15 protein-coding genes are annotated in these 21,909 nt (G+C 69.6%); 3 read left to right on the top strand and 12 right to left on the bottom strand.

From position 1 onward, the window contains the following. Positions 1-70 precede the first annotated feature (70 nt). From N5K27_RS10370 to N5K27_RS10355, 4 genes are all read right to left on the bottom strand, one after another. Positions 71-1,951, bottom strand: coding sequence for an ABC transporter permease (locus tag N5K27_RS10370; RefSeq protein WP_279816211.1), 1,881 nt, complete (start codon positions 1,949-1,951; stop codon positions 71-73). Between the two features lie 76 nt (positions 1,952-2,027). Further along, the gene (locus N5K27_RS10365; protein WP_165963054.1) at positions 2,028-3,155 is read right to left on the bottom strand and encodes an ABC transporter substrate-binding protein; all 1,128 of its coding nucleotides are present in this window, start codon (positions 3,153-3,155) and stop codon (positions 2,028-2,030) included. A gap of 123 nt (positions 3,156-3,278) precedes the next feature. Beyond that, positions 3,279-5,396: a hypothetical protein gene (locus N5K27_RS10360; protein ID WP_279816208.1), complete on the bottom strand. Its 2,118-nt coding sequence runs from the start codon at positions 5,394-5,396 to the stop codon at positions 3,279-3,281. Between the two features lie 105 nt (positions 5,397-5,501). Then, positions 5,502-6,116: a DUF2501 domain-containing protein gene (locus N5K27_RS10355; RefSeq protein WP_347944606.1), complete on the bottom strand. Its 615-nt coding sequence runs from the start codon at positions 6,114-6,116 to the stop codon at positions 5,502-5,504. 132 nt (positions 6,117-6,248) lie between these two features. On the opposite strand from N5K27_RS10355, the gene N5K27_RS10350 reads away from it, so the two are divergent. Both N5K27_RS10350 and N5K27_RS10345 read left to right on the top strand, forming a co-directional pair. Beyond that, on the top strand, positions 6,249-7,664 hold the full coding sequence (locus tag N5K27_RS10350; RefSeq protein WP_087837456.1) for an MDR family MFS transporter: 1,416 nt from the start codon (positions 6,249-6,251) through the stop codon (positions 7,662-7,664). Between the two features lie 236 nt (positions 7,665-7,900). After that, positions 7,901-8,293 carry a DUF4168 domain-containing protein gene (locus tag N5K27_RS10345; RefSeq protein ID WP_087837455.1) on the top strand — a complete coding sequence of 131 codons (393 nt, stop codon included), beginning with the start codon at positions 7,901-7,903 and terminating at the stop codon, positions 8,291-8,293. A gap of 37 nt (positions 8,294-8,330) precedes the next feature. On the opposite strand, the gene wrbA is transcribed toward N5K27_RS10345, so the two are convergent. From wrbA to N5K27_RS10325, 4 genes are all read right to left on the bottom strand, one after another. Further along, complete coding sequence (gene wrbA / locus N5K27_RS10340) at positions 8,331-8,930, bottom strand: NAD(P)H:quinone oxidoreductase (protein ID WP_087837454.1); 600 nt, start codon at positions 8,928-8,930, stop codon at positions 8,331-8,333. A gap of 95 nt (positions 8,931-9,025) precedes the next feature. Then, on the bottom strand, positions 9,026-9,898 hold the full coding sequence (locus N5K27_RS10335; RefSeq protein WP_279816206.1) for a peptidoglycan DD-metalloendopeptidase family protein: 873 nt from the start codon (positions 9,896-9,898) through the stop codon (positions 9,026-9,028). Between the two features lie 44 nt (positions 9,899-9,942). Continuing rightward, the gene (locus tag N5K27_RS10330; RefSeq protein WP_087837453.1) at positions 9,943-10,653 is read right to left on the bottom strand and encodes a glutathione S-transferase; all 711 of its coding nucleotides are present in this window, start codon (positions 10,651-10,653) and stop codon (positions 9,943-9,945) included. After that, positions 10,650-11,681 (bottom strand): NAD(P)-dependent alcohol dehydrogenase, encoded by a 1,032-nt coding sequence (locus N5K27_RS10325; RefSeq protein ID WP_087837452.1) that lies wholly within the window; start codon positions 11,679-11,681, stop codon positions 10,650-10,652. Before N5K27_RS10325 ends, N5K27_RS10330 begins: the two co-directional genes overlap by 4 nt. 132 nt (positions 11,682-11,813) lie before the next feature. On the opposite strand from N5K27_RS10325, the gene nhaA reads away from it, so the two are divergent. After that, positions 11,814-13,184, top strand: a complete 1,371-nt coding sequence (gene nhaA, locus N5K27_RS10320; RefSeq protein WP_279816204.1) for a Na+/H+ antiporter NhaA — start codon at positions 11,814-11,816, stop codon at positions 13,182-13,184. Between the two features lie 13 nt (positions 13,185-13,197). Here the strand turns inward: nhaA and N5K27_RS10315 are convergent, their stop codons facing one another. Genes N5K27_RS10315 through N5K27_RS10300 form a run of 4 tightly spaced genes read right to left on the bottom strand, consistent with a single transcriptional unit; the run spans position 13,198 to position 21,562 of the window. After that, positions 13,198-15,162 carry an acetyl/propionyl/methylcrotonyl-CoA carboxylase subunit alpha gene (locus tag N5K27_RS10315; protein ID WP_087837451.1) on the bottom strand — a complete coding sequence of 655 codons (1,965 nt, stop codon included), beginning with the start codon at positions 15,160-15,162 and terminating at the stop codon, positions 13,198-13,200. 23 nt (positions 15,163-15,185) lie between these two features. Further along, complete coding sequence (locus tag N5K27_RS10310) at positions 15,186-16,787, bottom strand: carboxyl transferase domain-containing protein (protein ID WP_279816201.1); 1,602 nt, start codon at positions 16,785-16,787, stop codon at positions 15,186-15,188. A gap of 22 nt (positions 16,788-16,809) precedes the next feature. After that, positions 16,810-17,982 (bottom strand): isovaleryl-CoA dehydrogenase, encoded by a 1,173-nt coding sequence (locus tag N5K27_RS10305; protein WP_343927927.1) that lies wholly within the window; start codon positions 17,980-17,982, stop codon positions 16,810-16,812. 43 nt (positions 17,983-18,025) lie between these two features. Continuing rightward, positions 18,026-21,562, bottom strand: coding sequence for an indolepyruvate ferredoxin oxidoreductase family protein (locus N5K27_RS10300; RefSeq protein ID WP_279816195.1), 3,537 nt, complete (start codon positions 21,560-21,562; stop codon positions 18,026-18,028). Between the last annotated feature and the right edge of the window lie 347 nt (positions 21,563-21,909).

The following is a 21,909-nucleotide window of genomic DNA, read 5'->3' as shown; positions in this document are numbered from 1 at the left end:
GGATCCGGCTTTGCCGGTCCGCCAGTGCCGCCCCCTTGAGGGGGCGCGCGTAGCGCGTAGGGGGTGGGTTTCATCTTGCTCCGAGGAGGCCATGGGGACGCAGGCGCAGCATGATCAGCAGCGCCAGTCCGTAGGCGACCATGCGCCATTCGGCGAAGGGCCGCAGCAGTTCCGGCAGCAGGGTCAGCGCGAAGCCGGCCAGCGCCGCGCCGGTCAGGTTGCCCAGCCCCCCCAGCACCGCGATGGTCAACAGCAGGATGGAGGCGCTGACGGTGAAGCTCTCGGGGCTGACCACGCTCTGCACGTAGGCGAACAGGCCGCCCGCCAGGCCCGCCAGCAGGCCGGAACAGGCGAAGCCCACGAGCAGGTAGCGGCGCACCGGCAGTCCGGCGGTATGCGCCGCCAGCCGGTCCTCGCGTATGCCGCGCCAGGCCCGGCCCACGCCGGAGTCCAGCAGGCGCTGCGCCAGGAACAGGGCGATCCCGGCCACGGCCGCGACCAGCCAGAACTTGCCGGCCAGGCTCGGCAGCGGCAGTCCGCCCAGCAGCGCCAGCCTGGGCGCCGGGATGCCGATGAACCCCATGGGGCCGCGCGTGACGTCCAGCCAGCTCATGAACACCAGATAGCCGATCTGCCCGACGGCCAGCGTGCCCAGCGCGGCCGTGTGGCCGCTGAGCTTGAGCAGCGGCAGGGCAGCCACCACCGCCACACAGGCGGTGGCCGCGGCGGCGCCGATCAGCGCGGCCTCGGCCGGCCAGCCGGCATTGCGGGCCAGCAGCCCGACCGCGTAGGCGCCCACGCCGTAGAAGGCCGTATGTCCGATGGACAGCACGCCCAGCGCCCCGGAGACCAGCGTGACGCTGGCCACCAGCAGGGCGAAGATCATGGCGTAGACCACGGCCTGCAGAAAATAGGCGTTCTGCGTGAGCGCCGGCAGCAGCGCCAGCACGGCTGCTGCCGCCAGGAAGCCCCAGGGCGGGAGTTCCCAGGCGCGCACGGCGCCGCGCTGGCTGGAGGACGAGGCCAGCACGCTGGTGGTCGGCATGGCGCCCGCCGCGCCGCTGGCGCCGCCCAGCGCGTCCAGGCGACGGTCGCCCAGCAGCCCGTGCGGCCGGAACACCAGGAAGACCAGCACCAGGCAGAACGCCACCAGGTCGCGCGATCCTTCGCCGATGTAGGCGCTGGCCAGCGTTTCGACCACGCCCAGCAGCAGGCCGCCCAGCACCGCTCCCGGCGTGCTGGTCAAGCCGCCCAGCAGCGCCGCCGCGAAGCCTTTCAGGCCGAAGGGCAGCCCCATCTGCGGGAACACGCTCTTGAAATAGAGCGCGACCAGCACGCCGCTCAAGGCGCCCAGCGCGCCGGCCAGGGCGAAGGCCAGTTGCCGCACGCTGCCGGTACGCACGCCCAGTTGCGCCGCGGCATCGCGATCCTGCGCGGTGGCGCGCAGCGCGCGGCCCCACCACGAGCGCGACAGGAACAGCGTCAGGGCCAGCGTGGCCAGCGCGCCGAAACCGAAGATCAGCAGGTCGGTGCTGGTGATGTAGGCGTTGCCGAAGTAGTAGGTGGCTTCATCGAACGATACGGGAAAGGACTGGCTCTCGGGCGACCAGACGATCTCGGCCAGCTGTTCGATGATGAGACTGATCGCCAGCGTGGACAGCACCGGGGCGATGTACGGCGCGTTCTCCAGCGGCCGCAGCGCCACCCGTTCGAGCAGCATGCCCAGCAGCGCGACGATGAGCACCGAGCCGGTGGCCGCGACGGGCAGCGGCAGTTGCAGCACGGCCACGCCGGTGAAGGCGATGAAGGCGCCCAGCATGAACAGCGCGCCCTGCGCGAAGTTGATGAGATTGGAAACGCCGAACACCAGCGAGAAGCCGAGCGCGATCAGCGCGTAGACCTGGCCGATGGCCAGGCCGTTCAGAATCTGGCTGGCGAATAATTCGAGCATGGGTATGGGTGCGGTGGCCGGAAAAGGCTGCGCCGGCCGCGCCGTGAGGCGGGCCGGCGGCAGGCGCTGAAGGAAATCACTTGTTCAGTTGGAATTCGCCGTTGCGGATCACCAGGAAAGTGGGCGCCTTGCGCACGTTGCCGTTCTCGTACTTGGTCACGCCGGTGACGCCCTCGTAGGCGGGGCCGCCCGCCAGTTCGTCGCGCACACTCTGCCCGGTCAGCGGCTTGCCCGATTGCACGACGCGGCGGATGGCGGCCACACCCACGCCGGCCGCGTCATAGGCCAGCGCGGCGAACTGGTCCGGCGTGCGGTTGTACTTGGCGCGGTAGGCGTCGACGAAGGCCTTCTTGGACGGATCGCCGGCGAAGAAGATGCTGTGCACGACCACGCCCTCGGCGGCCTTGCCCGCCAGTTCGATGAACTTGGGCGAGGTCAGCGGCACGCCGCCGCCCACCGGAATGTCGACGCCGGCCTGGCGCAGCTGCTGGATGAAGATCGAGGCTTCCTGGTAGGGCAGGGCCAGGAAGACGCCGTCGGGCTTGAGCGACTTGATCTTGCTGACCAGCGGCCGGAAGTCCCGGGCGTTGGGCATCACGGCCTCGGTCAGCAGCACCTTGCCGCCGTCCTTCTCGATGGCGGCCGAGGTGGCCTTGACGGTGAACAGGCCCCAGTCGTCCTGCGAATACGGGATGACGATGCGGTTGGCCTTGAGCTGCTTGTGGATGGTGTCGGCGTTGTACTGGGCCAGCACGTCGTCGGTATTGTTCTGCCGGAACTGGTAGGGGCTCTGCTTGCTGAAGTCCGGGTGCGACGAGGTGGGGCTGATCTGCGCGATCTTCGCCTCGGTGAAGATGGGCGCCGCCGCCAGCGACGCCGTGGTCGACCAGGAACCGATGGCCAGCACCACGCCGGGCGTGGCCACGATCTTGCGCGCCACGGTGGCGGCTTCCTGCGGCGAATTGCGGTCGTCCTCGACCACCAGCCTGATCGGGCGGCCATTGATGCCGCCGTCGGCATTGACCTTGTCCAGATAGAGCTCGATGGCGTTCTTGAAGCTCGCGCCGTATTCGGCGAAGTTGCCGGACAAGTGGGTGAACAGGCCGACGGTGATCGGCGGTTCCGCGGCCAGGGCGGGGGCGGACAACAGGCCGGAGGCAGCGGTGGCCGCCAGCAGGCGGCGGAAGGGGAGTCGCGTCGGCACGTCGGTTCTCGGGTCGATGGTGGAGGAACGGCTCCGCGGCGGCGCGAAGGCCGGCGGGGCTGTGGATGGAGGTAAACGTTATGCTTTCGTCAATAAAACATCAACGTATTGTTACTAATAAGCTTATATCGCCAGGACCGTATCCAGCAGTCCCGCGCGCCAGGCCAGCCAGGCCAGCGCGACCAGGGCCAGGACGATGGCCAGGCCCCAGGCCTTGCCGTGCCGCTCGGCGAAGGGATCGCGCAGGTTGCGTCCCGCGTCCGGCGGGATGCGCGCCATGCGGGAGAGCGAGCCGCCCAGCTTGACGTTGATCTTCATGCGGCCATTGATGGCCCAGCCGCTGGCGTCCAGCAGCGGGCCCAGGCTGCGCTGGCGCAGCTTGAGCCAGGCGATGAGCACGCTGGGGCCGGAGATGCTCAGGACGATGCCCAGCAGCGCCACCGGTATCCACCAGCCCAGGTCCACGAACTTGGTGAAGACCGCCACCAGGACCGTGCTGATGCTGCCGAGCGCGACGCCCAGCGCGGCCACGGTGCCCACGTCGACCTTGCCCGGCGTGGCTGGCCGTGCCGTCCCGTCCTTCCTGTCGGCGGTGACCAGGTTGGCCGCGAGCGAGCCCAGCTTGCCCTGCGCCGCCTCGTCGCTGGCGGCGGCGCGCCTGGCGACCTGTTCCTCGATCATGCGTACGAACTTCTTGTACGGAGAGAAGAAGGCCTGCGCGATGCTGGTGGGGTTCTCGATGATCTTGACGATGGTGGCGTCCCAGTCGCGGCCCTGGCGGTCGTAGAACACGCCGTTGCGGCCGACGAAAAGAAAGTCCACGTCGCCGGCCGTGACCGCCGCGACGATGGTGATTTTCTCCGCCTGGCGGCGGCAATCGCAGTAGACGAGGTAGGCCTTGGCCAGGCCAGCCAGGGCCGCATGGCGGGCCGCGTCCTCGACGCGCACCGTCAGCTCGCAGCTGCGCGCGTCCAGGTACAGGGTGCCGGCCTGGAAGATCGCGCCTTCGCGGCGGTAGAAGTCCTTGAACGAGACGAAGTTGTCGAGCAGGTGCGCGAGGTCGCGCTGGAAGCGCAGCAGTTTTTCCAGATCGCCCATGCGCGTGGTGCGCGGCTCGATCTTCTCGTCGGCGTCGAGCAGGGATTTGACCGCTGCTTCGGTGCCGTCCTCCAGCATGGCCATGAGGTCGGCCACGGCCACGGCGTCGAGCCGTGTCTGCGGCTTGGCGGCCAGCCAGTTCCGGGCCGGTTCCAGCCGCGCCATCAACTGCCGCCACGCCGGCTCCGGCAGGGTGTCGAGCGGCGTGCCCAGCAGGGGTTCCGCGGCACGGGTACGGAAGGTCTCGAGTGCCTGCGCCCAGGCGGGATTGACGCCGTCGCGCAGCGGCAGCGGACGATCGGCCGCGATGGCCGCCAGCGGCAGGCGGGCGATGTGATCCGAACCCAGGGTCAGCGCCTCGTCGTACAGCTTGCGGTATTCCTCCTGCGAGGGGTTCAGTGCGGAAGCCGCCCGGCGGTCGTAGCCCGCCAGGCGGCAGCGCGCGTAATAGTCCTCGATCTTGGCCTGTACCGCGTTCACGGCCTGGATCGCCGCAGGGGTGTCGTCGCCCAGCGGCACGACGGAGCGGTCTCCCGACACCTTGTCGCGCCATTGGCGGATCGCCGCGGCCTCGGCGAAGAAGGCGTCGGCGCGCGCCCGGTCCGTGCCAGGCTTGCCGTCCAGCCCCTCTACGCCGCCATGGGTCTCCATGATGCGGCGGATCGCGGCGCGGACCGCGGGCGCTTCCGCCGTGTCTTCCGTGATGACGCCATCGCCGTTGAAGCGCATGGCCGCGAGCAGGCGACTGCGATCGGCGACGTCGGCCAGGCCGATGGTATCGCCCGGCTTGCCCAGCAATTGCAGGATGTGGCGGGCTTCCTCGGCCAGTTGTATGCCTGCTTCGCCGTTGGACAGGGCGTCCAGCGCCAGCGTGTCGCCGCCTTGCAGCAGCCGGTCCGGATCACGCAGCCGCTCGCATGTCCACCGGCACGCGGCCAGCAATTCGGGGGGGCGGATGCGGCCGTCCGCATCGGTATCGATCAGGTCGAGGGTGCGGGGGTCGAACTCGATGCCGCGCGTGGGGCAGGCCAGCGCCACCCATAATTTCTGATCCAGCTGATCGAGATGGCATACATCGGCGCCCGAGCGGATCGATACCTGATCGACGCCGCCCGCGCGGAAGAATTGCCAGGCATGTTCCATTGACGGCCGGCTCCGGGACGAGTCATGCGGGATGGTGCCGCGCCCTCCCGCATTTTTCGTGCCTCGGCGTGAGTCAAGGCATGGAGCAGGCCTTTCGTGCCGGCCCTACAGCAGCGACTGGCCGTATTCCAGCACCTGGTCGCAGACCTTTTCGGTGATCTGCTGCTTGAGCCCGCCGCCTCCCAGCTCCATCTTCTGCCCGCTGTTGCCGCCCAGGATGCCGCTCAGTCCCTCGCGATAGCCGGGATCGGACTGGGCCTGCTGTTCGCCGCCCAGCTTGCCCAGCAGCTTGTCCTTGACGGACGACGCGCCGCCGCCGAGATAATTGTTCTTCGCGCAATAGGTCAGGATGCCCGTGATGTTGCCGGTGCCGACCGAACCCAGCGAGGGCATGGACGCGCCGCCCAGGCCGCCCAGCAGCGATCCTCCGCCGCCCGACGATTGCTGGCCGCCGCCGCCCAGCGCGCCCTTGACGGAATCCAGAAGCTGGGCCTGGGCGGAGGTGGAGGCTCCCAGGAACAGGCCCAGGGCGATGGCGGCAAGACGGGGGGGCAGCGGTCGACATGTTTGATCTCCTTGACGGCTTGGATGGTCCGGTGAAGGGCCGGGGCCGCTCGCCGGATGCTGCTCAAGCGTATACCAGGTTGGCGACGCGAACCAATGGCCGATACCGCTGCTGACAACGGGTTGCCGATCACGATCCTGACAAGCGGCTGACATGCCGCATTTCCGGGATCCAGCCTCGTGCTCTACACTCGTCGGGCCCGACCGGGCCACCTCTTACGCAACGGATTCCGCATCGTGTCTTCCGCCGTATCACGTTCCTCGCGCCCCCTCGTCATTGCCTCGGTGATGGCCTCCATGTTCATGATCGCCATCGAGGCCACCATCGTGGCGACCGCCATGCCGCAGATAGCCGGGGACTTGGGCGGACTGAAGCTGTACAGCTGGGTGTTCGCGTCCTTCCTCCTGACCCAGACCGCGATGACCGTGGTGTTCGGCAAGCTTTCCGACATCTATGGCCGCAAGCCGATGATGCTGGCCGGCATCGCCGCGTTCCTGCTGGGCTCGATACTGGCGGGCTTCGCATGGTCCATGCCCTCGATGATCGTCTTCCGGCTCATCCAGGGCATAGGGGCGGGCGCGATACAGCCGGTGGGCATGACCATCGTGGCCGACCTGTATCCGGTGCGCGAGCGCGGCAAGGTCCAGGGATACCTGGCCAGCGTATGGGCGATTTCCGGCGTGCTGGGCCCCATGCTGGGGGCGCTCATCATCCACCAGTTCTCGTGGGCCTGGATCTTCTGGATGAACGTGCCGCTGGGCCTCCTGGCCACGGCGGGCTTCGTGTTCTTCCTGCATGAACAGCGTGAGCGGCGGCCGATGTCCATCGACGTGACCGGCGCCGCGCTGTTCACGGCCACCGTGGCGGCACTGATGATCGCCCTGACCGACGCCGGCGACGGCCAGGCCTCGCGCGCGTGGATGGCGGCCGGCGCCTTCGTCGTCTGCCTGGTCCTGTTCGTGCTGCAGGAGCGGCGCGCCGAGCATCCCGTGGTGTCCTTCGCCTTGTGGAGCCGGCGTCCGGTGGCGGCGGCGAACGTGGCGATGCTGCTGGGAAGCATGGTGATCATGGGACTGACGACCTTCCTGCCCATGTACGTGCAGAGCGTGCAGCACCGCACGCCGGTGGTGGCGGGGCTGGCGCTGACTATGATCATGGTGGGCTGGCCGCTGGGGTCCACCGTGGCGGCCAAGGCGTTTCCCCGCTACGGCCTGCGCCCCATGCTGCTCCTGGGCAGCATACTGGTGCCGATCGGGGCCTGCGCATTCCTGCTGCTGTCGCCGGACAATTCGCCGGTGCTGGCGGGAGCGGGCTCGCTGATCGTGGGCCTGGGCATGGGCTTCATGGGCGTTTGCTCGCTGGTGCTGATCCAGGAGATCGTGGACGTGTCCGACCGCGGCAGCGCGACCGCCTCCAACATCTTCGCGCGCAACCTGGGCAGCACCCTGGGAGCGACCGCGCTGGGCGCGGTGTTCAACTTCGGACTGGCCCGGGCCACCAGCGATGCGCCCATCTCCTCGGAGCAGCTCAAGCGCGCGCTGGAATCCGCCGGCGCCAATCCCGTCATCCAGGCCGCCATGCAGGACTCCCTGCACATGACGTTCTGGGCGGTGCTGGTCATCTCGTTGCTGGTCATGGCCGCCACGGTCTGGATACCGCCCACTACCGTGGGACGCGCGAGCCGTCCCGCCGCCAAGATGTAAGCGTCGGCATCGCGGCCGGCGGCCCGCATCGGCGCCGGGGGCGTCGGAAGGTGCCGGCCCCAGACCCTGGTGCGGCGGCACACCGGGGCTCGTCCATGGCAAGGATGACGGCCGCGCGGGGCGTGGATGTTACGGCCTGTGAGGCCCGTGGCGCTTTCTCGCATACATACGGCAACCCGGCGCCCGGCCTGATTTTGGCAGGATGGTGGCACCAGGAACCCCATTTGGAGATTGCCATGAAACGAAGCTATGTCCCCGCCGTGGGCGCCTGCCTGATCGCGATGGCGTCGGCCGCGATGGCGCAGGCCCCGCAGCAGGCGCCCGCGCCGGATCCCGCGCAGGGCGCGATGCCCACGCAGCCCCAGCCCGCGGCCAATGTGTCGGACGATCAACTGCGCAAGTTCGTGAGCGCCGCGCAGAAGGTGGCCATGATTTCGCAGGAGTACACGCCGCGGCTCAACGCCGCGACGGACGCCGCGTCGCAGCAGCAGGTGCACAAGGAGGCCGATGACAAGATGGTCGACGCCGTGCACCGCGAAGGCCTGACGGTGGACGAGTTCAACGGCATCGGCCAGGCCGTCGAGCAGAATCCCAGCCTGGCCCAGCGCGCCCGCGACATGGCCAAGTAAGGCATCGCGGGCGCATGCCCGCGATGTTCGCGCGCGGTCAGCCGAACAGCTTGTTGGCGGTGCGGGCCACCAGTTCGCCCTGGAAGCGCGCGCCGGCGAGGTCTGCCGCCGAGGGCTGGCGCGAGCCGTCGCCTCCCGCGATGGTGGTCGCGCCGTAGGGCGCGCCTCCCACGATCTCGGTCAGGGTCATCTGGCCCTGGTAGCTGTACGGCAGGCCCACCACCACCATGCCGAAATGCAGCAGGTTGGTGATGATGGAGAACAATGTCGTCTCCTGGCCGCCATGCTGCGTGGCGGTGGAGGTGAACGCGGCCCCCACCTTGCCGTTCAGCGCTCCGCGCGCCCACAGGCCGCCGGTCTGGTCCAGGAAGGCCGCCATCTGCGAGGACATGCGCCCGTAGCGCGTGCCGGTGCCGATGACGATGGCGTCGTAGTGCTCGAGATCGGCCACCGTGGCCACGGGAGCCGCCTGGTCCAGCTTGAAGTGGGCATTCTTGGCGACGTCGGGCGGCACGGTTTCCGGCACGCGCTTGATGTCCACCTGGGCGCCCGCGCTGCGCGCCCCCTCGGCGACGGCCTCGGCCATTTTCTCGATGTGGCCGTATGACGAGTAATAGAGAACCAGGACCTTGCTCATGGAACCTCCTTGGACGGCGTGGGCGATCCAGGTATTCATCCCATACGCCCGGCCGGCGCGCAAGCGGAAGATGTGTAATGAAGTGTTGCGCCTTCTCAGGGCTTGAAGGCGCCGATGAAGATGGCGGGGTCCACCCGCGCGTCGTTCAGGCTGACGTTCCAGTGCAAGTGGGGACCGGTGGCGCGGCCGGTCGATCCGACTCGTCCGATTTGCTCGCCGCGCGCCACTTCCTGGCCCACGCGCACCCCGATCTCGGACAGATGGCAGAACATGCTGATGAAGCCCTGGCCATGGTCCACGAATACCGTCCTGCCATTGAAGAAGTAGTCGCCCACCAGGACCACGCGTCCCGCGGCGGGAGCCTTGACCGGCGTGCCCGCGGGCACGGCGAAGTCCAGGCCGGAATGGGGGTTGCGGGGTTCGCCGTTGAAGAAGCGTTGCAGGCCGAAGGGGCTGGAAAGCCGGCCGCCGGCAACGGGGCGGTCCAGCATGACGTTGCTGGGGCCCTGGGGGCGGAAGGCGCGGTAGGCGGCCAGTTGTTCGGCGGTTTCCTTCTCGATGCGCGCGAGGTCGGCCGGGTCCGGGTTGACCTGGCGCTTGTTCTTGAGCTTGATGTGCTGGGCGACGTAGGTCTTGCTGCCCACCTGGAAATCCAGCGTGCGCGTTCCCGCTTCCTCCTGCACCGCCAGCCGTTGCGTGCCCGGCCTGGTGCCGAGCGGTATGCCGACGACGGCGATCCACTGCCCGCCGTCGTCGCGCAGCACCATCGTCCTGCGGCCCAGATAGGTGGCCACGGGGGCGGCGGGGCCGTCCCCCAGCGGAATCACGGCCACGCCGCCGGGCACGGGCTTGTTCAGAAGACGGGTGATGAAGCTTTCGGCATGGGCGGGCAAGGCGGCGCACAGGGCGGCCGTCCACAGCAGGCAACGGGCAAGCATGGCGGGCATGGGAAGGGCGGGAGAAGACATCGCCCCAAGCGTACAGGCTGCCGCCGTTTCTCCGCAAACGCGCCTCAATCGCCGTCGAGTTCCCGGTAGTGGCGGAAGATGCCGTCACCCCAGGGCAGGCGCCGTCCACTGCCCAGGTAGGCCTGGAGTTCCGGCAGGCCGCCGACGCGCGCGTGCAGCGCCATCACCCGTGGATGGTCGCGCGCCAGGGTCGTCATGCGCCGGGGGAACGCATACAGCAGGCCATCGACCAGGTGATAGAGCGACAGGTCGGCATAGGTCCAGCGGCCGCCGCCGCCGATCCAGTCGCCACGGCGGGCCAGCACGCGTTCGAAGTAGCCCAGGAACTTGGGCATGCGCTGGGCGCGGAAATCGCTGGCGCGCCGCAGCGCTTCCGCCTTCTGCTCCTCGTAATACAGGCCGGAGGCGATGGGGTGATGGACGTCATGGGCCTCGGCCACCATGTCGGCGATGGTCAGCTGGATCTGGTTGATCCACAGCCGACCCGCCAGGTCGCTCGGCGCGAGGCCGTGGCGTTCTCCCAGGAAGAGCAGGATGTTGGCCGTTTGCGAGATCGTCATGTCTCCTGCGACCAGGTACGGCGGTGCGAAGGGAGGGCTGTCGCGGTCGGCGCGCATGTCGGCCACCAGGTCCGAAGCATCGACGCCCGGCTCGCGCGCGCATTCCCGGTAGGGGATTCCGCCGGCTTCCAGCGCCAGGCGGACGAACTCGCCGCGTCCGGGTATGCCGTTCCAGTACCAGAACTCGTAGGTCATGCGGGCTCCTTCGTGTCTTGCGCCTGGAACTCCAGGCAGATCTTGCCGAAATGGGCGTGCGCGGCCTCGTGGCGGAAGGCGTCGGCGATCTTCTCGAGGGGGAAGCGACGGTCGATCACGGGATGCAGGCCGATGGCCTCCAGGGCGCGCACCATCTCCTGCTGCTGCCGGCGGCTGCCCACGATCAGGCCTTGCAGGCGAGCCTGCTTGGCCATCAGCGCGGCCGTGGGAATCTCGCCGCTGCCGCCGGTCAGCACGCCGATCAGCGAGATGTGGCCCGCCACGCGCACCGCCTTGATGGATTGCGCCAGCGTACCCGGGCCGCCGACCTCGATGACGTGGTCCACGCCGCCTCCGGTAAGCTTGCGCACCGTGTCGCCCCACTGCGGATCGTCGCGGTAGTTGATGACGTGGTCGGCGCCGAGCGCGCGGGCGCGCGCCAGCTTCTCGTCCGACGACGAGGTGATGATGACGGACGCGCCCATGGCCTTGGCCAGTTGCAGCGCGAAGATCGAGACGCCGCCCGTGCCCAGCGCCAGCACCGTGTCGCCCGCCTTGAGCCGGCCGTCGCCGACCAGCGCGCGCCAGGCGGTCAGTCCGGCCGTGGTCAGCGTGGCCGATTCGGCGTGGTCCAGATGGCGGGGAGCGTGCGTGAACCAGGTCGCCGGGCGGACGATGGCCTCGCGCGCATAGCCGTCCACGCCGTCGCCGGGAACCGTGGAGAAATTGCCCACCCGCGCCTCGCCGTCCAGCCAGTGCGGGAAGAAAGTGGACACCACGTGGTCGCCTTCCGCGAACTCCTCGACCCCCGGGCCCACCTCCTCGACCACGCCGGCGCCGTCCGCCATCGGAATGCGGCCGAAGTAGCGCTCGTCCGTGCGCAGGGCGACGAGGTAGTCGTGGTAGTTCAGGGAACTCGCGTGCAGGCGCACGCGGATCTCCCCGGCCGCCGGGGATCCGGGGTCGGGCAGGTCGACGAACTGGAGATGGTCGAGCCCGCCTGGGGCTCCGAGCACAACGGCTTTCATGAGGGACTCTCCTGGGCAGGATGGATGTGGCGCGTGTTCGTATAAAATAACGCCGGGTGTCCTCGCTGTATACGCGGGGGCAGGTTCTGGGCACCGGTCGGGCCGCCGGTGCGGGATTCTTGGATGATCCAGATGAACCGACACGCCCCTCGCCGGCCCGTTCCGCGCGCCCAGGATCTTGCCGCTCGAGCCCTGCTCGCGGTGGAAAGATTTCTTCACATCGAAGCCGTCAGCGGCATCGTGCTGCTGGCGGCCGCCGCCACCGCCCTGGTCTGGGCCAATTCCTCCTACGCCTCCGCCTACCACGCGCTGTGGCATGCGCCGCTGACTTTCGGCCTGGGCAGCCACGTCGTCTCGCAGTCGCTGCATTTCTGGATCAACGACGCATTGATGACGGTGTTCTTCCTCGTGGTCGGGATGGAGATACGGCGCGAGATCCACGAGGGCGCGCTGGCCAGCCTGGCCCAGGCGGCGCTGCCGCTGGCGGCCGCCCTGGGCGGCGTGGCGGTGCCCGCGCTGATCTATCTTGCGTTCAACGGCCAGGCGCCGCAAAGCCAGGGCTGGGCCGTGCCCACCGCCACCGACATCGCGTTCGCGGTCGGCGTGCTGGCGCTGCTGGGCCGGTCCATTCCCGCCAGCGTGCGCATCTTCCTGCTGGCGCTGGCGATCATCGACGACATCGTCGCGGTGCTGATCATCGCAATGTTCTATTCCGGCGGGCTGGACCTCAGCGGATTGCTCGTGGCCGCCGTGGGCATCGTGATGGTGCTGGCCCTGCAACGGATGGGCGTGGGGACCGCCTACGCCTACGTGTTGCCCGGCGCGGTGCTGTGGATCGGCCTGTTGCAGACGGGCGCGCATCCCACACTGGCGGGGGTCGTGCTGGGGCTGATGACGCCGGTGCTGCCCGCGCCGCGCCACGAACATCCGCTGGACATCGTGCGCCGCGCGGCGGATTTCCTGGTGCGCGAGGGCGCCGCCGATACCGGTGGCACGGCGGCGCAGGCGCGGCGGCTGCGATGGGCGCAGCGCGAGCTGGTCGCGCCCGTGACGCGCGTGCAGATGGCCCTGCATCCGTGGGTGGCCTATGTCGTCATGCCCCTGTTCGCCCTGGCCAACGCCGGCGTCACGCTGGACGGCGTGGACCTGTCGGTGTCCTCGTCGCAGGCCGTCATGCTGGGCGTGGCGGCGGCGCTGGTGATCGGCAAGCCGCTGGGCGTCGTCGCTGCCAGCTGGATCGCGGTCCGTCTGGGATGGTGCAGGTTGCCTGCCGGCGCGACATGGGGCGGGGTCGTGCTGGTAGGCTTGCTGGCGGGCATAGGCTTCACGATGTCCATCTTCATCGCCAATCTGGCGTTCGGCGACGAAAGTCTGCTGGGGGCGGCGAAGCTGGGCGTGCTGACGGCATCGGCCGTGGCGGCCACGGCGGGGCTGGCGTGGGGCGCCGTGCTGGCGGCCAGGCAACGGCACAAGGCGGGGCCGCAGGGTGAGGGCGCATCCTGAACCCGGTGGCATGTCAGGTCTCGAAGTCCACCAGTTCGTCGCCGTCGTTCACCGCGTCGCCCACCGCGAAGCGGAAGGCCTTCACCCGCCCGTCCGACGGGGCGCCGATCGTGTGTTCCATCTTCATGGCTTCAAGCACCAGCAGCGGCGTGCCGGCGGTTACCCGTGCGCCGGGTGGCACCAGATGCGCAGCCATCCGGCCCGGCATGGGCGCGGTCAGGGCGCCGCCGGTGTCTGCTCCTTGCTTCCAGGCCAGTAGCGGATCGACCCGTGTGAACGTCCATGCCGAGCCGTCGCAATACACGATGCGGTGGGCCCCGTCCCGGTAGACGTCCGCCCGCAGCGTGCGATCGGGCAGGGCCGCTTCCAGTCGCGGATCTTCCCCGCGCACGCAGACGGAGACCGTCGAGCCGTCCAGCACGGCGATCATTCCTCCGGGCCCGGGCTTGACCGAGACTTCGCGGCGATCGCCGCCGCACGCGAACAGGAATGCCGTGGCGGCGTCGCCATTCAGGCGCCAGCCGTCCGCGCGCCACGGCGAACCGGCCGGCGTCGTGCCGGCGACGTGCCGCATTTCGGCCAGCGCGGCCAGTAGCCACGCTTCCCGGGGCGGCGGTTCGTCGGGCCCGAACAGGCGATCGTGTTCGCGTTCGATCAGGCCGGTGTCCAGGTCCGCCTGTTCGAACGAGGGCGTGGCGACCAGCCGCGACAGGAAGGCGAGATTGGTGGGCAGGCCCACGATGCGGCAGGCGGACAAGGCCTGCCGCATGCGGGCCAGTGCCTCGCGCCGATCGGCGCCATGGACGACGAGCTTGGCGATCATCGGATCGTAGTGCGGGGAGATGGTGTCGCCTTCGTCGACGCCCGCGTCCAGGCGCAGCCAGGGGGCCGCGGGAGGCGGCACGAAGCGCCGCAGCCGCCCCGCCGCGGGCAGGAAGCCTTGATGGGGATCCTCGGCGTAAAGACGCGCTTCCAGCGCATGGCCGGACGGGGCCGTCGGCCGGCGGTCCCGCGGCAGCGGTTCGCCGCTTGCCACGCGCAACTGCCATTCGACCAGGTCGAGCCCGGTGATCATTTCCGTGACCGGATGCTCGACCTGCAGCCGCGTGTTCATTTCCATGAAATAAAAGGCGCCCCCGGGATCGACGATGAACTCCACCGTGCCGGCGCCCACGTAGCCCACGGCGCGCGCGGCGTCGATGGCGGCCCGGCCCATGGCCTCGCGACGCGCGGCGGTCATGCCCGGCGCGGGCGCCTCTTCCAGTACCTTCTGGTGGCGGCGCTGGACCGAGCAGTCGCGCTCGAACAGATGGACCATGTTGCCGTGGCGATCGCCGAAGACCTGGATCTCGATGTGGCGCGGGCGCAGGACGTAGCGTTCGACCAGCATGCGATCGTCGCCGAAGGCCCCCACGGCCTCGCGCTTGCAGGCGGCCAGCGCCGCATCGAAGTCCTCGGCCCGGTCCACGCGGCGCATGCCCTTGCCGCCGCCGCCCGCGCTGGCCTTGATCAGCACCGGATAGCCGATGCGGGCGGCCTCGCGGGCCAGCAGCGCGGGATCCTGGTCGTCGCCGTGATAGCCGGGGGTAAGCGGCACGCCCGCCCTTTCCATCAGGGCCTTGGCGGCGGACTTGGAGCCCATCGCGCGGATCGCGCCGGCGGGCGGCCCGATGAAGACCAGGCCCGCGCGTTCGCAGGCCTCGGCGAACGCCGCGTTCTCGGACAGGAAGCCGTAGCCCGGATGGACGGCCTGCGCGCCGCTGGCCAGCGCGGCCTCGACCAGCGCGTCCGCGCGCAGGTAGGAGTCGCGCGCCGGGGCGGGGCCGATGCGCCGGGCCGCGTCGGCTTGCCGGACGTGCCGCGCGCCGGCATCCGCGTCCGAGTACACCGCGACGGTCGCCACGCCCATCCGCCGGGCCGTGGCCATGATCCGGCAGGCGATTTCTCCGCGATTGGCGATCAGGATCTTGTCGAACACGATGGGGCTTTCCTTGAAGGGCGCTACATCCGGAACAGGCCGAAGCGGGTCGGCTCCATGGGAGCGTTCAATGCCGTCGCCAGCGACAGGCCCAGCACGCGCCGCGTCTGCGCGGGATCGATGATGCCGTCGTCCCATAGCCTGGCCGTGGCGTAATAGGGATGGCCCTGGGTCTCGTACTGGCGGCGGATGGGCGCCTTGAAGGCTTCCTCTGCTTCGTCGCTCCAGGCCTCGCCGCGCGACTGCGCGGTGTCGCGCCGCACCGTGGCCAGGACCGAGGCGGCCTGCTCGCCGCCCATGACGCCGATGCGGGCGTTGGGCCACATCCACAGGAAGCGGGGGCCGTAGGCGCGGCCGCACATGCCGTAGTTGCCCGCGCCGAAGCTGCCGCCGATGATGACGGTCAGCTTGGGTACCCGGGCGGTGGCGACCGCCGTCACCATCTTGGCGCCGTCCTTGGCGATGCCGCCGTTCTCGTATTTGCGCCCCACCATGAAGCCGCTGATGTTCTGCAGGAAGATCAGCGGGATCGACCGCTGGGCGCACAGCTCGATGAAGTGCGCGCCTTTCTGCGCCGATTCCGAGAACAGGATGCCGTTGTTGGCGACGATGCCCACGGGCATGCCGTACAGGCGCGCGAAGCCGGTGAAGAGAGTGGGGCCGTAGCGGGCCTTGAACTCGTCGTAGCGCGATCCGTCCACCAGCCGGGCGACGATCTCGCGCACGTCGCAGGGCTTGCGGACGTCCTGCGGCACGACGCCGTACAGTTCCTCGGGATCGTGCGCGGGTTCGTCGCCGTCGGCCAGCGCGGGCGCGGCGGGGCGGTTCAGATTGCCGACGATGCGGCGGGCCAGGTGCAGCGCGTGGGCGTCGTTCTCGGCCAGGTGGTCGGCCACGCCCGAGACGCGGGTGTGCACGTCGCCGCCGCCCAGGTCCTCGGCGCTGACGATTTCCCCGGTCGCGGCCTTCACCAGCGGCGGTCCGCCCAGGAAGATCGTGCCCTGGTCCCGCACGATCACGGTTTCGTCGCTCATCGCGGGGACGTAGGCGCCGCCGGCGGTGCAGGACCCCATCACGACCGATATCTGCGCGATGCCCCGGGCCGACATGTTGGCCTGGTTGTAGAAGATGCGGCCGAAGTGCTCGCGGTCGGGAAAGACCTCGTCCTGCAAGGGCAGGTAGGCACCGCCGGAGTCGACCAGGTAGACGCAGGGCAGGTGGTTCGTCTCGGCGATTTCCTGGGCCCGCAGGTGTTTCTTCACCGTCATGGGGTAATAGGTGCCGCCCTTGACCGTGGCGTCGTTGGCCACGACCATGCAGGCCACGCCCTGGATGCGGCCGACGCCCGCGATCAGGCCGGCGCACGGGGCCTCGTCGCCGTACAGGCCCAGCGCGGCCAGTTGGCCGATTTCCAGGAAGGGCGAACCGGGGTCCAGCAGCAGGCGGATGCGCTCGCGGGGCAGCAGCTTGCCGCGCGCGGCGTGCCGGGCGCGGGCGGCGTCTCCGCCGCCCAGCGCGGCCCGCGCCACCCGCGCGCGCAGGTCCGCCACGAGGCGGCGCATGGCATCGGCATTGGCCTGGAATTCCGGGGAACGGGTATCCAGCCGGCTGGTGTGGGCATGCATGGCCTGGCTCCTGGGCAAGGGGTCAGCGGGTTTCGGCGAAGAGTTCCCTGCCTATCAGCATGCGCCGGATCTCGCTGGTGCCCGCGCCGATCTCGTACAGCTTGGCGTCGCGCCACAGGCGTCCCGTCGGATAGTCGTTGACGTAGCCGTTGCCTCCCAGCGCCTGGATGGCTTCTCCGGCCATCCAGGTCGCCTTCTCGGCGGCATACAGGATGGCGCCCGCGGCATCCTTGCGCAGCGATCGGCCGTGGCCGGGCCGGTCGCAGCTGCGGGCCACGGCGTAGACGTATGCGCGGCAGGCCTGCCAGGTGGTGTACATGTCGGCCAGCTTTCCCTGCATCAGCTGGAACTCGCCCACGCTCTGTCCGAACTGCTTGCGCTCGTGCACGTAGGGCAGCACGACGTCCATGCAGGCCGCCATGATGCCCAGCGGTCCGCCGGCAAGCACCGCGCGTTCGTAGTCCAGTCCGCTCATCAGCACGCCCACGCCGTTGCCGACGCCGCCCAGCACGTTTTCCTCCGGCACTTCGCAGTCGTCGAAGAACACAGGATAGGTGTTGGAGCCCCGCATGCCGAGCTTGTCGAGCTTCTCGCCGAAGGCCAGGCCGGGGAAGCCTTTCTCGACGATGAAGGCGGTGATGCCGTGCGGCCCGGCGTCGGGGTCGGTCTTGGCGTAGACGATCAGGGTGTCGGCGTCGCCGCCGTTGGTGATCCACATCTTCGAGCCGTTCAGCACGAAGCGCGCGCCCTTGCGCGTGGCACGCAGCCGCATGGACACGACGTCCGAGCCGGATGTCGTCTCGCTCATCGCCAGCGCGCCCACGTGATCCCCGGCGACCAGCGGCGGCAGGTGGCGTGCCTTCTGCTCGGGCGTGCCATGCCGGTGCAACTGGTTGATGCAAAGATTGGAGTGTGCCCCGTAGGACAGGCCCACCGCGGCCGACGCCCGCGACAGCTCTTCCATGGTCACCACGTGCGCGAGGTAGCCCAGCGCGATGCCGCCGTAGTCGTCGCCCACCGTCATGCCGTGCAGCCCGAGGTCGCCCATTTTTTTCCACAGGTCCCGGGGGAACGCGTTGTCCTTGTCGATGGCCGCGGCGCGCGGTTCGATCTCGTTGGAGGCGAAGCTGCGCACGACCTCGCGCAGCATCTCGGTGGTGTCGTTCACGCCGAAGTCCAGGGAAGGCAGCGGGATCATGGAGGTTCTCCGGTTCTTGTCTTGCTGCGGGAAGGATGTGTCAGGCCACGGCGTGGGGGACCCGGCGCTCCTGCGGCGAGGTCGAGCCGGGGGGCTCGGCGTACCGGGCCAGCAGGCGCTCCTGCTTGATGCGGGCAACGCGCGCGTTCTCCTCCTTGACGTGTCCGAAGCCGCGCACTTCCTGCGGAAGCCGGGCCAGTTCGAGCGCCACGGGCAGGCGTTCGGGAGTAAGCGTGGCGGCGATCTCCCGCATCAAGGCCTGGTAGCAGCCGATCGCCGCCCGCTCCGCGCGCCGCTCGGGCAGGTAGCCGAACGGATCGAAAGGCGTGCCGCGCAGCCGGCGCGCCCGGGCCAGCCATTTGTAGGCCGTCAGCACCCATGGGCCGTAGGCCTGCTTCACCAGATGGCCGTGCGCGTCCCGGCGCGCGAACAGAGGCGGCGCCAGGTGGAAGCGCAGGCGGTAGTCGCCTTCGAACTGGCGCGCGACGCGTTCGGCGAAGCCGGTTTCGACGAACAGCCGGGCGACCTCGTACTCGTCCTTGTAGGCCATGAGCTTGTAGAGGCTGGCCGCGACCGTGCGCGCCAGCCGGTTGCCCGAGACCCGTTCCTCTTCCAGGGCGGCGATCTCGCGCACGAAGGTTTCGTAGCGGGCGGCATAGGCGGCGTTCTGGTAGCGGGCGAGCCGCTGCGTGCGGTCGGCCAGCAGGGCATCCAGCGAGTACGGCCGGGGCGGCATCATTACCACCGTGCCGGGCCGCTTGAGCCCGGCGGCGACGCTGGCCGCCGGCAGGTCCAGCGCGGCCTGCCGGCCCCATGCGAACGCGGCCTTGTTCATCTCCACGGCCGTGGCGTTCAGTTCGATCGCCCGCATCAGCGAGTCCTCGCGCAGGGGGATCCAGCCCTTCTGCCATGCATAGCCCAGCATGAAGACGTTGGTGGCGATCGCGTCGCCCAGGAGGCCGGTGGCGATCTCGGTGGCATCCACCGCGTCGGTCTGCCAGGCCGCATCGCGCACGCGTTGCAGCATGGCCTCGGGCGAGGCGTGCCAGTCGGGGTCCTGGGTAAAGGCGCCGGTGGGCGATACGTCCAGGTTCAGCGCCGCGCGGGTGCGGGTCCTGGCCATCATGTCGATGGCGTCCTGGCCGCAGGCGACCATCAGGTCGCAGCCCAGCACGACGTCGGCCTGGCGGGCGGGAACCCGCGTGGCGTGCAGCGCGGCGGGGGTGGCGGCGAGCCGCACGTGCGACATCACCGCGCCGCCTTTCTGCGCCAGCCCGGCCATGTCCAGCACGATGACGCCCTTGCCCTCGAGGTGGGCGGCGATGCCCATCAGCGCGCCTATCGTGACCACGCCGGTGCCGCCCACGCCGGTCACGACGATGTTCCAGGCCTGTTCCAGTCCGGGCAGGTCCGGTGCCGGCAGGTCCCGCGGCGGTGTCACCTGCCGCGCCGCCGGCTTGCGCAGCGCGCCGCCCTCGACCGTGACGAAGCTGGGGCAGAACCCTTTCACGCACGAGAAATCCTTGTTGCACGAACTCTGGTCGATGGTGCGCTTGCGGCCCAGCGGCGTCTCCAGAGGCAGGATGGACACGCAGTTCGACTGCACGCCGCAATCGCCGCACCCCTCGCAGACTTCCTCGTTGATGAGTACGCGGCGCGCAGGGTCGGCCAGCTTGCCGCGCTTGCGGCGGCGGCGCTTCTCGGCGGCGCAGGTCTGCACGTAGACGATGACCGACACGCCGGGTTTCTCGCGCAGTTCGCGCTGGATGTCGTCCATGCGGTCGCGATGGCTGATGGCGATGCCCGCCGGCAGGCCCGGAAGCTCGCGCAGCGCATCCGGTTCGTCGCTCACGAGATGGATGTGGGGCACGCCCTCGGCCACCATCTGCTGCAGGATCTGCGGCACGGTGGGCGCGCCCTCGACAGGCTGGCCGCCGGTCATGGCGACCGCGTCGTTGACGAGGATCTTGTAGGTGATGTTCACGCCGGCCGCGAGCGCGGCCCGGATGGCCAGGGACCCGGAGTGCGTATAGGTGCCGTCGCCAAGGTTCGCGAAGATATGGGGCGTGTCGGTGAAGAAGGCCTGGCCGATCCAGGTCGCGCCTTCGCCGCCCATCTGCGTGAAGGTCTCGGTATGGCGGTTCATCCACTGCGCCATGTAGTGGCAGCCTATTCCCGCCACCGCGCGCGAGCCCTCGGGAACCCTGGTGGACGTGTTGTGCGGGCAGCCCGAACAGAAGTAGGGCAGCCGCTGCGGCGCGCCGGGAGCCGCGCGGGTGTAGCCCTCCGGCGGCTTGCGCGCGTCCAGGTAGGGCAGCGCGCGGGCGTCCAGGGCCTCGCGGCCGATCACCTTGGCGATGCGCGAGGCGATCACGCCGGCGATGGCGGCCGGCGTCAGCTCGCCGTTGGGCGACAGCAGGATGCCGTCGTGCGGCACGTGCACCCATTCTCCGGTCTCGTCGTATTTGCCGACCACGCGCGGGCGGGCGGAAATGGAGGCGTTGTAGAGATGTTCCTTGATCTGGTATTCGATGATCTGGCGCTTTTCCTCGACCACCAGGATCTCGTCCAGGCCTTCGGCGAACTCGCAGATGCACTCGGGCTCCAGCGGCCAGGACACGCCTATCTTCAGCAGCCGCAACCCCATGGAACGCGCGGCTTCCTCGTCGATGCCCATCATGGCCAGGGCCTCGCGCACGTCCAGGTAGCTCTTGCCGGTGGTCACGATGCCCAGCCTGGCCCGCGGAACGAACCAGTCCTGGCGGTTCAGCCCGTTCTGCCGCACGTACTCCAGCAGCGCGTACAGGCGTTCGCGCTGCAGGCGGTTCTCCTGTTCCAGCGGCGGGTCCGGCCAGCGGATGTGGAAGCCGCCTTCCGGAATGGGATAGGTGTCGGGCACGCGGATGTCGACCGCCATGGGATCGATGTCCATGGAGGTGGACGACTCCACCGTGTCGCTGACGACTTTCAGCCCCACCCAGCATCCGGAGTAGCGCGACATCGCATAGCCGTGCAGGCCGAACTCGATCAGCTCGCGCACGCCCGCCGGATTCAGGACCGGGATCATGGCCGCGATGAACGCGTGTTCGCTCTGGTGGGGCAGGGTGGACGACTTGCAGGCGTGGTCGTCGCCGGCCACCAGCACCACGCCGCCATGGCGCGAGCAGCCCGCGATGTTGCCGTGCTTGAACACGTCGCCGCAGCGGTCCACGCCCGGGCCCTTGCCGTACCACAGCGCGTACACGCCGTCGGCGGTGGCCCGGGCGTCCAGGCTGACCATCTGCGTGCCCCAGACCGCGGTGGCCGCCAGTTCCTCGTTGAGCCCGGGCACGAACTTGATGCGATGGGCCTCCAGGTGCCGGGCGGCCTTCCACATCTCCAGGTCCACCGACCCGAGCGGCGAGCCCCGGTAGCCCGAGACGAAGCCCGCGGTGTTCAGCCCGGCCGCTTCATCGCGCTGCTTCTGCGCCAGCATCAGGCGCACCAGCGCCTGGGTGCCGGTCATGTAGACGCGGCCGCGCGGCCGTGTGTATTTGTCGTCCAGGGTCAGGACGGTCTCGACGGGATGTGCGCTCATGATGCACTCGCTGTCCAGGGTTGGGCGCGCAAGGGGGTAGCGCGGGGCAACCGGCCGCGCGGGGCGGCGGATGGCGTCCGCATGGCGCCTTGAAGGCCCGGTCGGATGGACGGGCCGCGTAACGGCGAAAGGGGTAGGCGGCAGGCTGGAGGAGGCGGCGGCGCGGCCCGGGCCGAAGCATGGTCGCGCGGCCCGGGTGGGCGGGCCGGCAGGAGCATGCGCTGTGCGAGCCTTCGCGTTCATACCATCGGTCGGCGCGGCCTGGCTGGCAGGCCGGCTTTCCTCCTCCCGAGCGGCGCGGGGCCGCATGTAGAAGGTGCGTGATGAGCACAACATACCACGCCGGC

The organism is Pigmentiphaga sp. GD03639, assembly GCF_029845405.1.
In the GTDB taxonomy this organism is placed as follows: Bacteria; Pseudomonadota; Gammaproteobacteria; order Burkholderiales; family Burkholderiaceae_B; genus Pigmentiphaga; species Pigmentiphaga daeguensis.
Note: the sequence above shows the minus strand (reverse complement) of the source record. Positions and strands in the feature narration are given on the sequence as shown.

Excerpts from the sequence above, each read along its gene's own strand:
- N5K27_RS10370 (WP_279816211.1), bottom strand. The coding sequence starts at position 1,951 with ATGCTCGAATTATTCGCCAGCCAGATTCTGAACGGCCTGGCCATCGGC.
- N5K27_RS10360 (WP_279816208.1), bottom strand. The coding sequence starts at position 5,396 with ATGGAACATGCCTGGCAATTCTTCCGCGCGGGCGGCGTCGATCAGGTA.
- N5K27_RS10355 (WP_347944606.1), bottom strand. The coding sequence starts at position 6,116 with ATGTCAGCCGCTTGTCAGGATCGTGATCGGCAACCCGTTGTCAGCAGC.
- N5K27_RS10350 (WP_087837456.1), top strand. The coding sequence starts at position 6,249 with ATGGCCTCCATGTTCATGATCGCCATCGAGGCCACCATCGTGGCGACC.
- N5K27_RS10345 (WP_087837455.1), top strand. The coding sequence starts at position 7,901 with ATGAAACGAAGCTATGTCCCCGCCGTGGGCGCCTGCCTGATCGCGATG.
- wrbA (WP_087837454.1), bottom strand. The coding sequence starts at position 8,930 with ATGAGCAAGGTCCTGGTTCTCTATTACTCGTCATACGGCCACATCGAG.
- N5K27_RS10335 (WP_279816206.1), bottom strand. The coding sequence starts at position 9,898 with ATGTCTTCTCCCGCCCTTCCCATGCCCGCCATGCTTGCCCGTTGCCTG.
- N5K27_RS10330 (WP_087837453.1), bottom strand. The coding sequence starts at position 10,653 with ATGACCTACGAGTTCTGGTACTGGAACGGCATACCCGGACGCGGCGAG.
- N5K27_RS10325 (WP_087837452.1), bottom strand. The coding sequence starts at position 11,681 with ATGAAAGCCGTTGTGCTCGGAGCCCCAGGCGGGCTCGACCATCTCCAG.
- nhaA (WP_279816204.1), top strand. The coding sequence starts at position 11,814 with ATGAACCGACACGCCCCTCGCCGGCCCGTTCCGCGCGCCCAGGATCTT.
- N5K27_RS10310 (WP_279816201.1), bottom strand. The coding sequence starts at position 16,787 with ATGCATGCCCACACCAGCCGGCTGGATACCCGTTCCCCGGAATTCCAG.
- N5K27_RS10300 (WP_279816195.1), bottom strand. The coding sequence starts at position 21,562 with ATGAGCGCACATCCCGTCGAGACCGTCCTGACCCTGGACGACAAATAC.